Annotated in this window: 12 protein-coding genes; 6 read left to right on the forward strand and 6 right to left on the reverse strand. The window is 39.1% G+C overall.

The genetic code is table 11. The features are described 5' to 3' along the window. Window positions 1-36: 36 nt before the first annotated feature. Both CSC79_RS01755 and CSC79_RS01760 read left to right on the forward strand, forming a co-directional pair. Complete coding sequence (locus CSC79_RS01755) at window positions 37-579, forward strand: MarR family transcriptional regulator (protein ID WP_099293334.1); 543 nt, start codon at window positions 37-39, stop codon at window positions 577-579. A 101-nt stretch (window positions 580-680) separates the two neighbouring features. Then, the gene (locus tag CSC79_RS01760; protein ID WP_099293336.1) at window positions 681-1,697 is read left to right on the forward strand and encodes a hypothetical protein; all 1,017 of its coding nucleotides are present in this window, start codon (window positions 681-683) and stop codon (window positions 1,695-1,697) included. 428 nt (window positions 1,698-2,125) lie between these two features. Here the strand turns inward: CSC79_RS01760 and CSC79_RS01765 are convergent, their stop codons facing one another. Continuing rightward, a complete protein-coding gene (locus CSC79_RS01765) occupies window positions 2,126-3,166 on the reverse strand; it encodes a lytic murein transglycosylase (RefSeq protein ID WP_099293338.1) in 1,041 nt (346 codons plus the stop codon). Next, a complete protein-coding gene (locus CSC79_RS01770; protein WP_099293340.1) occupies window positions 3,147-3,428 on the reverse strand; it encodes a YcgL domain-containing protein in 282 nt (93 codons plus the stop codon). The genes CSC79_RS01765 and CSC79_RS01770 overlap by 20 nt, the downstream gene beginning before the upstream one ends. Before the next feature lie 168 nt (window positions 3,429-3,596). Here CSC79_RS01770 and minC point away from each other — a divergent pair, with 168 nt between their 5' ends. The 3 genes from minC to minE are packed head-to-tail and all read left to right on the forward strand — an operon-like array spanning window position 3,597 to window position 5,381. After that, window positions 3,597-4,301: a septum site-determining protein MinC gene (minC, locus tag CSC79_RS01775; RefSeq protein ID WP_099293342.1), complete on the forward strand. Its 705-nt coding sequence runs from the start codon at window positions 3,597-3,599 to the stop codon at window positions 4,299-4,301. A 5-nt stretch (window positions 4,302-4,306) separates the two neighbouring features. Beyond that, entirely contained in the window at window positions 4,307-5,116 is an 810-nt protein-coding gene (gene minD / locus CSC79_RS01780) for a septum site-determining protein MinD (RefSeq protein WP_099293344.1), read from the forward strand. Window position 5,117: 1 nt separating this feature from the next. After that, window positions 5,118-5,381, forward strand: a complete 264-nt coding sequence (gene minE, locus CSC79_RS01785; protein WP_087531477.1) for a cell division topological specificity factor MinE — start codon at window positions 5,118-5,120, stop codon at window positions 5,379-5,381. 79 nt (window positions 5,382-5,460) lie between these two features. Here the strand turns inward: minE and CSC79_RS01790 are convergent, their stop codons facing one another. Both CSC79_RS01790 and zigA read right to left on the reverse strand, forming a co-directional pair. After that, complete coding sequence (locus tag CSC79_RS01790) at window positions 5,461-6,129, reverse strand: DUF1826 domain-containing protein (protein WP_099293346.1); 669 nt, start codon at window positions 6,127-6,129, stop codon at window positions 5,461-5,463. Continuing rightward, entirely contained in the window at window positions 6,126-7,328 is a 1,203-nt protein-coding gene (gene zigA / locus CSC79_RS01795) for a zinc metallochaperone GTPase ZigA (protein ID WP_099293348.1), read from the reverse strand. The genes CSC79_RS01790 and zigA overlap by 4 nt, the downstream gene beginning before the upstream one ends. A 356-nt stretch (window positions 7,329-7,684) precedes the next feature. Here zigA and CSC79_RS01800 point away from each other — a divergent pair, with 356 nt between their 5' ends. Continuing rightward, window positions 7,685-8,344 carry an NAD(P)H-dependent oxidoreductase gene (locus CSC79_RS01800; protein ID WP_099293350.1) on the forward strand — a complete coding sequence of 220 codons (660 nt, stop codon included), beginning with the start codon at window positions 7,685-7,687 and terminating at the stop codon, window positions 8,342-8,344. A gap of 64 nt (window positions 8,345-8,408) precedes the next feature. On the opposite strand, the gene CSC79_RS01805 is transcribed toward CSC79_RS01800, so the two are convergent. After that, complete coding sequence (locus tag CSC79_RS01805; RefSeq protein ID WP_099293352.1) at window positions 8,409-9,407, reverse strand: N(4)-(beta-N-acetylglucosaminyl)-L-asparaginase; 999 nt, start codon at window positions 9,405-9,407, stop codon at window positions 8,409-8,411. A gap of 68 nt (window positions 9,408-9,475) precedes the next feature. Next, a complete protein-coding gene (locus tag CSC79_RS01810) occupies window positions 9,476-12,325 on the reverse strand; it encodes a discoidin domain-containing protein (protein WP_099293354.1) in 2,850 nt (949 codons plus the stop codon). Window positions 12,326-12,432 lie beyond the last annotated feature (107 nt).

A 12,432-nucleotide genomic window follows, 5' to 3' on the forward strand; every position in this document is an offset into this window, starting at 1 on the left:
AGCATTAGTTTCATTGTTTATTGAAACTTAAAAAATATGACATTATCAGACAAAAACTACGCATTTGTAATGCACTGTGGCGAAATGGGCAGTCGTTGGGGGTTTAATCGTACAATTGGTCAAATGTGCGGGTTACTTATTATTACTAAAGAACCTATGACGGCCAATGAAATTGCAGATGCCTTAAGCATTTCTAGGGGTAATGTCAGTATGGGAATAAAAGAATTGCAATCGTGGCGCCTCATTAAGGTGCAGCATATTCCCGGCGACCGTAAAGAATATTATGCTCCAGCTGGTACAATTTGGGACATGGCCAACCGCGTATTTGAAGAGCGCAAAAAACGCGAGATAGATCCAACCCTCAGCTTACTACGCGACAATATTATAGAGCAAGCCCACAACGATGATGAACGTTTCGCTCAGCAACAAATGCAAGAAATTCACGACTTGTTAGAGACCGTAACAAAATGGTCAGCCGAATTACAACGCCTAAGCCCAGAACAACTGCAAAGCTTAATGAAGTTAGGCTCAGGTATAGGTAAAGTACTCGACTTTAAAGATAAAATATTAAAGAAATAGGGTTTGCTAGGAACGAGAGTAAAGTTAGCGAGCTTTATGGTTCTAGGTTCTGACAATACAAAATACAAAATTAGTAGAATCGGACTTTAAAGAAAGATAATATGAATTCATATCGTAAAAGATGCATTAGTAAACACCTTAAATTAAAAGATAAAATTAAAGTTTATCTTGATACAAAATATTGGTTGATACTTAGGGATGTTCAACTAAAACAAAGTATATGCCCAAAGAAGATTAAAATACATAGAACAATCCTAAATCTTGCTGAATCAAAAAAAGTTATTTTTCCAATTTCTCAATATGTACTAAATGAATTAGTAAAACAAAGAGATAGAAGAACTTTAGAAGAAAGCTTTAACCTAATTCTCCAACTTTCAAATAATATTTCAATTAGAACTTATAAAGAGCGCATCTTTGAGGAAGTAATATCATTTATTAAAGATGTTGCAGATAAAAAACTAAATTTTAATTCAGAGGTAAATAACCAACATGTTTGGACATCTATACCATATAGCTTTGGAAAGTTTGTTATAGAAACTGAAAACAATGGCCACTTTGACGAAGAAGCTCAGCAAGTTATTTTTGAATCTGAGTCAATAGACCAAATGTTTCTTAATATTATTCTAGAAGAAAGTGAAGATAGCAGCAACTTTCCAGACCCAACTGATATGCTGAATGCGAAAAAAAGTGATAAATATAAAAACACACTTAAAAATCAATCTTGTGAGTTTCATTCAGAACTTGAAAGGGGCTTAGTAGTAAATGCTTTCATTGAGGCTTTTGACTCTTCCTATAATAACAAAGATGTTGAAACTGCACTCATTGCCTTAAATATCTTAAAATACAAAAATAAGCTGGGTAATGTTTTGCCGACACTGAACACTTATTCGACCTTATTAACAACTTGGATAATTGAACAGAACTCAAAAATCAAGGTGAATCACTATTTTGATATTCACCATGCTACAGCTGCACTGCCATACTTTGATATTTTTCTGACAGAAAACAGCCTGAAAGATGCAATCAAGAGAGTAACGCCAAAATATTTAGAATTTAATAAGTGTAAAGTAGGCTCTACACTAGAGGAAGCTATTGAAATATTAAATTCATTAAAATAAAAGCTATAAGTAAATGCTTTTTGTCATAAATTGTATTAGTTTAGACATCAAGATTTTGACTCTGTGGTTATGTCGAAAAGCAGTCTATTTTCTACCCTGTTACTTATAAATTTTAATGTCTACCCTAAAACCCAGCGCCTCTTAATCTCTTTGTAAATAAATCACTTAAAGAGCTTTAAACACACAATGCAAATGAAAAAACACTTGTTAATGCTGAGCCTAGATGCAGACTGATAAGGTATTTATTCGTTGGGTTTCGTTGCACTCTACCCAACCTACGTTGCCAAATTTAACTCCGAACTTACGACTTAAAGCTTACCGCTCCTAGCTCGCTTATATTCTTTATAAACAAAAGCGCGAGATATACTCGCGCTTTGTGCAAACACCCTAGCACCTAGTTACCTAGCAACTAGTCATCTATTAACTTACTAAATCGCTGGATAACCAATGCGGTCTGATAAGTAACCTACGCTGGTGGCGAAGTAGTATGAACGGTTCCAATGCATGAGTGATTTGTAGTTATCATATGCAAGGTACATGCGCCCACCCATGTCATCTGGCATGACGAGGGCCGCTGTCACATCGACATTTGGAAGATCTGTGCCGTCCATCTTACGCAGACCAAGCGCTTGCCAATCAGCTAATGAACGCTCTGAATCGGCCCAGTACTCTAGCCACTGCTTACGCGTGCGCGTTCCGCGTTTTAATACATAGTTTTTATCAAAGCCATCAGGTAATTTAACTTGGCGTCCCCACGTTAAATCGTCATTCCAACCAGCTTGTTTTAAATAGTTTGCGATTGACGCAAAGGCATCAGCTTGTGTGGTCCAAATGTCTTTGCGACCGTCATTGTCATAATCAACCGCGTAAGCATTAAATGAGGTTGGCATAAATTGCGTTTGCCCCATTGCACCGGCCCACGAACCTTTGAATTTATCGAGTGTAATATGCCCTGCTTTTAAAATGTCCAACGCAGCCCATAGTTGGTTTTTGTACATAGTTTCGCGACGACCATCAAATGCAAGTGTGACAACTGATGAAATAACATTATGACCGCCTTGTATTTTACCAAAGTTACTCTCAAGGCCCCAAAGTGCAACGATAAAGCGCGCTTGTACGCCAAATTCGTCTGCAACTTGTTCTAAAATTTCTTTATTTTCAGCATACAGTTTACGAGCACGGTCTATTTTCCATTGCGGTACACGTTTTGGTAAGTATGTTTCAAGGGTTTCTTTTACTTCTGGCTGGTTTTTATCAGCAGAAATTACTTTTTTCTTAAACTTAGCCGTTGCAAACGCAGCATCAATGAGCTGTTTGTCATAGCCTTTTTGTGTTGCTTCTTGTTTGAGGTCTGCAACATATGCATCAAATTTTTCTTGTGTATTGGCCAGTGCCGATGTGCTTATGCACGCACTACAAATAATAGCAGCCAATTTCGTTAATACTCTTTTAGTCACTCTCAACTCCATTTTGTTTTTTAAACTCAGCAAGTAAATTATCTTGTGGTGGTGGAATCTGCAAGTAAAACCCATTTTCTGTTAACGCTTGCTTAACTGCGTTTAGATCAGCAACACCTAAGTGCTCCCGTTTTGCTAAATTTATTAGCATGACATATACGGGTTTACCAAACATACCCATTAGAGGTTCAGGTACCTTGCTAAAATCATCTCTTTTTTCGACAAAAAGAAAGGTATCCGCTTTTTTCTTACTTTTATATACCGCAGTGAGCATTATGAGCCTATAAATTCTTGCGTAACAGTGCCGCACACTATAACATGAGAGTAATAATAAGTTAGAAAAAATAGATTAGAAATTTCAACTTAATCCATATAATTTAGGCCATTTTAGCCTGTGTATATCTAGGTTTAATTTCTTATCAAACAATACAATTGAGTGTATATGTCGGACCAAATATTTGAGTTAAAGGGAAATCTATTTACGCTATCAGTGTTGCATCTGTACAGCACTGATATAAACCTTTTAGCAGAACAACTTTACATAAAAATATCACAAGCCCCACGATTTTTTGAAGGCGCACCTATCGTTGTTAACTTAATTGAAGTGAACAAAGACCAAATAGACTTTGCACATCTTAAATCTTTAATTGAGCGGCTAAACTTCAATGCTGTTGGTGTGTGTAATGGCTCCGATGAACAACATGCACTCGCTAAGTCAGCAGGCCTGTCTGTTTTAAATTATTCACAAGACGTTAAGAGTGAACCTGTTAAAAAGGAGCCCAACACGTCAATTGTTGAAAAAGCCGTTCATTTACCTGCACAAGTAATCAATGGCACGGTTCGCTCGGGCCAACAAGTCTACGCGAAAGACAGAGATCTTATTGTACTTGGCGCAGTTAGCCATGGTGCAGAAGTAATTGCTGACGGCAATATCCATATATATGGAACATTACGTGGTCGCGCTATTGCTGGCGCGCAAGGTTTAAAAGAAGCGCACATTTTTTGCCAAAAGTTAGAGGCTGAACTTGTTTCAATTGATGGTAATTACTGGATCAGTGACTCTTTACAGGGTGAACACTGGGGACAGGCTGTGCAAATACAACAAAAAAACGAATCTTTAGAAATTTCAGCTTTGGTTAAAGGATAAATCTTATGGCAAAAGTAATTGTCGTTACATCTGGTAAAGGTGGTGTAGGTAAAACTACATCAAGTGCTGCAATTGGCACAGGCTTAGCACTTAAAGGCTATAAAACAGTTATTATCGATTTTGATATTGGCTTACGTAATCTTGATTTAATCATGGGTTGTGAACGCCGAGTAGTTTATGATTTTGTAAATGTAATCAATGGTGATGCAAATCTTAACCAAGCACTTATAAAAGACAAGCGTGTAGAGAAGTTATTTTTACTACCCGCTTCACAAACTCGCGATAAAGATGCGCTAACACGTGATGGTGTTGAGCGCGTGCTTAACGAGCTGAAAAAAGATTTTGACTATATTGTGTGTGATTCACCTGCAGGTATTGAAGCAGGTGCAATGATGGCAATGTATTTCGCTGATGAAGCAATCGTTACAACAAACCCAGAAGTGTCATCTGTTCGAGATTCAGACCGTATTTTAGGCATTCTACACAGTAAATCAAAACGTGCTGAAGAAGGGCTTGAAAATATTAAAGAGCACCTTTTACTTACTCGCTACAACCCTGAGCGTGTTGAGAAGGGTGAAATGCTTTCGGTTGAAGATGTGCAAGACATTCTTTCTATCCCATTACTGGGTGTAATACCTGAGTCGCAAGCTGTGTTGAGCGCATCAAACTCAGGTCAACCGGTAATTTTAGACTCTGAATCTGACGCAGGCCTTGCATATGCAGATGCGATTGAGCGATTATTAGGTGAAACCGTCGATTTTCGCTTCTTAGATGTAGAGAAAAAAGGGTTATTTAAACGGATATTTGGAGGTTAATGTGTCTTTACTTGACTACTTCCGCTCAGAAAAGAAAAACACCGCATCATTGGCAAAAGAGCGATTGCAGATTATTGTTGCGCACGAGCGCTCACAGCGTGGTACACCGGATTACTTACCACAGTTAAAACAAGACATCCTTGATGTTATACGCAAGTATGTCAACGTGAATACAGATGCAGTGCAAGTTCAATTCGACCAAAATGAAGATGACTTAGCAGTGCTAGAACTTAATGTCACGCTGCCTGACGAAGAGAAAAAGTAGCTTTTTATAAAACCATCTATGAATTTAAGGGCGCTTTATTGCGCCCTTTTTGTTGTCATACTGTGCAAGCTCTTTGGATCTACATAAAATCCAACGTTAATAAAACACGCTGGCTGTTGTGTGTAACCGCCGGAGAGCGATGAACTAAGCCGGCTCCCTCTGTATCTTGCCAATTTTCTCCTTTTAATAGTGCAACATCACCTTTCGTTAACTTTTGTACTTGTTCAGGTTTGTTAAATAACCCCGACTCTTCATCTGTCAGACCATTATTGCCAGCGCCTAATTTGGCACGATCAACATGCTCATGTGCAAGCCACTCAGTAGCAACACCTTGATAGGTTGAAACTAACCTACACGGTATTTTATCAACGTGAAAGCGTGGGCACATTGCTTTATCTAGCATGGTTAATCGCAAACCAGCTCGTTTTAAATCAAACAAGGAACAAAACATGTCAACTTGCAACGCAATATCTTTACTCAAAATTGATGCCGCCTCAGAATTACCTAAAATGCGAGTAAGCTCATCGTACGTATTCTCAGGTGCAACGGCTATTTCAAGTGGTTTTAATTGCTTGCTATTTATTAACTCATCGACTGCCGCACAAAGCGTGTTTGCAAGATGCCTTTGCCAAATAACAATATTTACCTCAGGTTGGTAAATAGCTGCAAATATACTGGGCTCAGTACCTACAGCCGCACGTCGCGCTAATTGTTTCTCAGCTACTTTAACTGTTGCAAGGGAATTCATACACTTTCCTCCCACACTGGAAATGGGTCATTTAACGATGCCCAGTGCTCTTTACCTTTGTGCAAAATATCATCGTCTAAAAGACAGGCATCGAGTGCATTTTTCATCGCTGCTTTATCTAATGATTGCCCTATGAATACCAACTCTTGGCGCATATCGCCAAATGGCTCTTGCCATTTTTCATTGATCTCAGCAAGTGTTTCTTTATCTGTCGGCCAATGAGCTTTTGCTAGGGCTTTATAAAACATGCCAGCAAAACCGTAATCAGCAATACCCCCCGCTTGATTCCACTGCCCACAAAAATCAGGGCGTGTTGCTAGCCAAAAATAACCTTTTGAGCGAAGCAATTTGCCATATTGTTCAGTAGTGTGAAGAAATTTATAAAATTTATTAGGGTCAAAAGGCTTATGTGCAACATAATTAAAGCTGCTTATTCCATACTCTTGCGTCTCTGGGATATGCTCACCACGCATTTCTTTTAACCAGCCAGGTGCTTGTTGTGCCTTATCAAAGTCAAATAGTCCGGTATTCAAAATCTCTTCTATAGCAACGTTTCCAGCCGATATAGGAATAATCTTAGCCTGTGTATTTAAGGCTTTTAAGATAGCGGTTAGTTGAGAAATTTGCTTAGTGCTTACTAAATCAGTCTTACTGATCAAAATAATATCAGCAAATTCAACTTGATCGACAAGTAAATCCGTAGTACTGCGCTCATCTTCTTCGCCTAAGGACTCGCCAACATCGTGTAACAATTGTGCTTGCTGATAATCATGCAAAAAGTTGACTGCATCAACAACTGTCACCATCGAGTCTAATATTGCTACATCTGATAAAGAGATATTATTTTCATCAGCAAATGTAAAGGTTTCTGCAACAGGTAGAGGCTCTGAAATACCCGTGGACTCAATAACTAAATAATCGAATAGCCCTTGATTAGCAAGCTTTGTTACTTCTATCAATAGATCTTCTCTCAAGGTACAGCAGATACAGCCGTTACTCATTTGAACCAGTTTTTCATTATGATGATTGAGCGATACCTCGTTTTTAATAACAGCGGCATCGATGTTGATGTCACTCATATCATTTACGATAACGGCCACTTTTAAATTTTCTCGGTTATTTAAGATATGGCTTAGCACTGTGGTTTTACCAGCCCCAAGAAAGCCAGACAAAACTGTGACGGGCAGTTTCTTATTCATTTTATAGCTCTTTAATTGATACGATTTAGCAACGTTATATTATATCAGTTGAGTTTGCTAGCTAACGTGTTTACTAACTTTTTTTACAACCACGTAATATATGTTGAGCTGGGAAATTTTAGTATGATAAGCCACTCAATTAGCCAAAATTGACGTTATTCTATTGCTTACTTGATGACTTCACTGGCCAAAATTAAAATACACTTAATATAATTACCCATATACTTACTAATCCGTTAAGCTCGGATTTAAGCATTTTTTTATTAAGGTAATTTTTTCACTATCACTTAAGCTATATACCCAAACAATAAATGGCGATTTTTAATGAACTGAAAATATCGTTCAGGAGAAAATGGATGAAGTTTCTTATTTTTTTAGGCACTGTGCGCGACAGTACGCCGCCAAAACCTGCTCGTTTAGGGTTGCGCGTTGCAAAGTCATGCCTTCGTTTTTTACAAAATAGTTACCCTAGACATCAATTTGAATTAATTGATCCTTTGGATTACCCGTTAGACCCCGTGTTTAAACCGCAATTTGCCTATGCTAAAGGTAAAGCCCCCGAGCCGCTTAACACTCTTGCAGAAAAAATTGCCACAGCTGATGGCTATATTATGGTGAGCCCTGAATACAATCATTCAATGAGTCCTGCACTTGCTAACTTACTAAATCATTTTGCCAGTTCATCATTTGCCTACAAGCCGAGCGCGATTGTTACTTATTCCGCGGGGCAATGGGGCGGTATGCGCGCAGCGGTTGGTATGCGTACGTATTTAGCTGAACTTGGTTGCTTATCGGTCTCTGCAATGATTCATATTCCTAAAGCACAAGACGTGTTTAAAGAGGATGGTACTCATACAAATACTGATGAGGAAAGCGCATGGATGAACTATTACAACCGCACATTTAATCAGTTAATGTGGTGGGCATCAGCAACACACCAATATAAACAAGAGGTTAATCCAAATGAGATGGTCGGCGACTTTAAAAACTCTCCATCACAACGAAATGCACCTTAACTCATACGATTAGACCCTTTAAAGGTAGAGTTTAGCTCGGCTATTAAATTATTTATTACTCGGGCTAAACCAAGCTACTGGCATTATTCAATGTATCTTCTTGTTTTGATTTAACCGCATAATTAAAGCCTGGTTGAATGCAATATGAGCCATACTCTCCCGCTTTATTTAATGCTAAAAACCCCACCTGAAATTGCTTATAATTACCTAACTTACTTGCAATACGTTCAACAGCTGCCTTACATGCATCTGTTGGCGACATTCCTTGGCGCATCATTTCGACTACAAGGTGACACCCCACCGTTTTCATCATCAATTCGCCCATTCCTGTTGCTGTTGCTGCGCCTATTTCATTATCTACATATAGCCCTGCCCCAATTATAGGTGAATCACCTACTCGCCCTGCCATTTTAAAAGCTGCACCACTGGTGGTACATGCCCCTGATAAGTCACCATAGCTATCAAGTGCTAACATACCTATTGTGTCGTGGTTTTCAATGTTGATAACAGGTGCGTATTTAGATTCCACCAGCCAATCTTGCCACGCTTTCTTTGCTTTTGCTGTGAGTAAATTCTCCTCTACAAATCCCTGTGTTTTAGCAAACTGCAGCGCGCCTTCACCAACCAACATAACATGCGGTGTTTCATCCATCACTAATCTCGCAACTGAAATTGGGTGTTTAATATTTTGAAGATAAGCCACTGAACCACAGTTTTGATTTTCATCCATAATACATGCATCTAGTGTAACGTTACCTTCTCGATCGGGGTATCCGCCATAGCCAACCGTCATCACATCTGGGTCGGCTTCAGGGATCTTAACACCTGCTTCAACTGCATCTATAGCTTTGCCTTTATGAATAAGCACTTGCCAAGCGGCTTGATTTGCAGCTAAACCATGTTGCCAAGTTGACACGACAATAGGCATATTGCGTATTTTTGTTTTGTTGGTATTAACGGCTATCTGCGGCATATTTGCCAGACTTTTATTCGTTAGTGTTGAGGCACCGAACGCGAGTAAAGCTGTAATTGATTGTTTTAAAAATGTTCGTTTAGTATTCATTCTTTAACCTAGCTTTTCATCAATAATAAAAAAGGCCAGAATAAGCTCTGACCTTTGGTCTGTTTAAATTACTGCTCTAACCCTAGTAACTCAATTTCTGCGATTTGGACGAGTCCATCATTGTTTGCGTTTTTACTGATATTCAAACGATAGCTTAAATAGCCAAAACCATTACTGAAATCAAAGGTACGGCGTTCAAAACGGGTATCCCAGCTTTCTCCTACAAAAGCAGCAATTTCTTCCCATGTTTGTCCACCATCATTTGAGCCCAGTAAACTAAAGTTTTCAGGGTCGCGCTCTGGCGCATCATTTGCACTTGTAATAGCTAAACCGCTAACAACTTGTTTTTGAGTAAAATCTACTTGGATCCATGAAGGGTCGTCAGCAGTCGGTGCACCTTGCCAATCATTATGATCAAGCCATTTTGTATTCACATCACCATCAAACGCTTTATCAGCACTTTCACCATCGCCAATACTATAGCGAGCACTGTAACTAGCATCAGGTAAGCGACTTAAGTCTGTGTAGGCATAATCAGGACCAACCGTGGCGATTTCAGCAATTTGTACTAAGCCATCATTATTAGCATTTTTGCTTACTGACAAACGATAATAGCTATAAGCTAAGGTATTACTAAATGTGAGGTTTTTTTGTTCATAACGCTGTTCAAATGTTTCACCAACCCACGAAGCTAAATTAACCCAATCTTCAGCATTATTAGAGCCCATAATACTAAATGATTCTGGGTCACGCTCTGGTGCATCGCCAGCACTGGTTATTGATAATGCATTCACTGCTTTTGCCTGTGGTAACTGGATTTGAATCCAAGCAGGGTCTTCATCAGTAGGTGCACCTTGCCAATCGTTGTGGTCAAGCCATTTTGTATTCACGTCATTATCAAAGGCTTGAGCTGCACTTTCACTGTCGCTAATACTATAGCGCGCACTATACTTTACGCCATCCGCTTTGCTGTGATCTAAACCTGGCTGCACAGGGCCGATTAAGTCGATATTTGCTATTTGCAACAACCCATCATTATTCTTATTTTTACTTATTTCTAATCGATAGCTTGTAAATGCTAATTGATTTTGAAATGTGAAGGCTCTTCTTTGCGCTCGTTCATCAAATGATTCACCTACCCAATTTGCAAGTTTCTGCCAAGTTGTTCCGCCATCGTTTGAAGCAAATAACGTAAAGTTTTCTGGATCGCGCTCTGGCGCATCATTTGCACTTGTTATTGCTAATGTATCTACTGCAACAGCACTGTCAAAATCCATTTGTATCCATGATGGATCCGCTTCGGTTGGTGCTCCTTGCCAATCATTATGATCGAGCCATTTTGTCGATGGGTCGTTATCAAATGCCTTATCTTGGTTTTCTGCATCGCCAATGCTGTACCTAGCCGTAGCAACACCATTTATTACATTGGTATGATCAACACTAGTGAACACCGGCCCAACCATTTGAATGTCTGACAACTGCACTAAGCCGTCATTATTTTTGTTCTTTGTGATATTGATACGATAGCTTTTATATTTTTGGGCATTAGTAAAGCTGAACTCTTGTCGCATGAGACGCTCATCAAATGATGCACCGACAAAGCTGGCAAGGTTTGCCCATGTTTCTCCATCATCATTCGATCCTAAGATTGTGAAGTTTTCTGGATCTCGCTCAGGAGCATCATTAGCGCTTGTAATAAACAGACTGCTCACTGCATGAGGGCTTGGAAAATCAACCTGTATCCACGAAGGCGACTCTTCAGTTGGTGCGCCTAGCCAATCATTGTGATCAAGCCATTTAGTGTCAATATTCGAATCAAATGCTTTTGCTGCATCCTCTGCATCACTTATTGCATTTCGTGCTGTATAAACAGCCCCTGTTAAATTCTCTTGAGTTGTCACCTCTTGTAATGGTCCCGTTGATACGGCTTCATCAAATAATGACAGTGATACATCTACAATGGCATCAGCCGATAATCCAAGTTGTTCTGTTAACGGATGAATACTGATAGCATCAAAGGCTGTTTGACGAAGCGTCTCTAAAGCAACGCTATCCTCTGCAAGTGCCAACTGAATATTCTGCTGGGCAGAATCTAAAACAGTTTTTAATGTTTGGGTGTCATTAAATTGAGCAAATGATGCATTAAGTAAAGATAATTTAATGGTTTTTTCATCAGCATATTCAATTGAACAAACCTGCTCACCAGAGTCATTTTCTTCGCAGTTTTCACCCACGATAAAGTTTTCAAGTTTATTTGCGCCAATAACAGGGGTCGTAAATACATTACTATTGCTTGTGTTCCACCCTAACAATCTTAATAGCAGATCAGACACCTGACTTTGGGCTAATACCATCAACTCTGGTGTTGATACATTCTTACCATCACTTATTTGTTGCTCTAATAATTGTGTTGCGAGTGTGGTAAGTGCATTAGCTTGGAGTATTGCATCCTCTTCACCATTGTTTGTATTACCATAATCAACAGATAATTGACCTAAAGTGGTAAAGGTGTTTCCTGCAATTGCTCCTTCTGCTGTTAACTGTGCAAAGTCTGCCTCACCACACTGCAAAGCATCGCATAACATTGTCGAGCTCTCGCTTGTTACAACATTTAGCTTAACTGTAGTGTTAATTCCAAAACCTGGGGCTGATGCTAACTCAACAAAAAACTTGCCTTCATTGTCTGTAAATTGAGTACCGCTGATTGTTAGCTCAGTGCCATTTAATGCGCTTACTGATATGTCTGCGTTTGCAATCATACCTTTTACTACTGAGCCAGCAATTTCAGCATAGGTTACATCAGGTGTAACAGGAACATCCTCTTTTTGAGGGTCGTTACTTCCTCCTCCACAGCCACTGACAAGTCCAGCAGTGAGAATTCCTGTGCTCAGATGCTTAAAAATTTTTAATTTATTCATAATAATGCCTTAAAGTTCAGGTATCGGTTACACACTAGCTTGCCCAAGTCGTTATTTTTATGGCGTAGGCAATTAATCTTGCTCAGTGTGTAAATACGTACTTATTT

It is taken from the genome of Pseudoalteromonas sp. 3D05, assembly GCF_002723455.1.
Lineage (GTDB): Bacteria > Pseudomonadota > Gammaproteobacteria > Enterobacterales > Alteromonadaceae > Pseudoalteromonas.

Excerpts from the sequence above, each read along its gene's own strand:
- minD (WP_099293344.1), top strand. The coding sequence starts at position 4,307 with ATGGCAAAAGTAATTGTCGTTACATCTGGTAAAGGTGGTGTAGGTAAA.
- CSC79_RS01790 (WP_099293346.1), bottom strand. The coding sequence starts at position 6,129 with ATGAATTCCCTTGCAACAGTTAAAGTAGCTGAGAAACAATTAGCGCGA.
- CSC79_RS01760 (WP_099293336.1), top strand. The coding sequence starts at position 681 with ATGAATTCATATCGTAAAAGATGCATTAGTAAACACCTTAAATTAAAA.
- CSC79_RS01770 (WP_099293340.1), bottom strand. The coding sequence starts at position 3,428 with ATGCTCACTGCGGTATATAAAAGTAAGAAAAAAGCGGATACCTTTCTT.
- CSC79_RS01765 (WP_099293338.1), bottom strand. The coding sequence starts at position 3,166 with ATGGAGTTGAGAGTGACTAAAAGAGTATTAACGAAATTGGCTGCTATT.
- CSC79_RS01805 (WP_099293352.1), bottom strand. The coding sequence starts at position 9,407 with ATGAATACTAAACGAACATTTTTAAAACAATCAATTACAGCTTTACTC.
- CSC79_RS01810 (WP_099293354.1), bottom strand. The coding sequence starts at position 12,325 with ATGAATAAATTAAAAATTTTTAAGCATCTGAGCACAGGAATTCTCACT.
- CSC79_RS01755 (WP_099293334.1), top strand. The coding sequence starts at position 37 with ATGACATTATCAGACAAAAACTACGCATTTGTAATGCACTGTGGCGAA.
- CSC79_RS01800 (WP_099293350.1), top strand. The coding sequence starts at position 7,685 with ATGAAGTTTCTTATTTTTTTAGGCACTGTGCGCGACAGTACGCCGCCA.
- minC (WP_099293342.1), top strand. The coding sequence starts at position 3,597 with ATGTCGGACCAAATATTTGAGTTAAAGGGAAATCTATTTACGCTATCA.
- zigA (WP_099293348.1), bottom strand. The coding sequence starts at position 7,328 with ATGAATAAGAAACTGCCCGTCACAGTTTTGTCTGGCTTTCTTGGGGCT.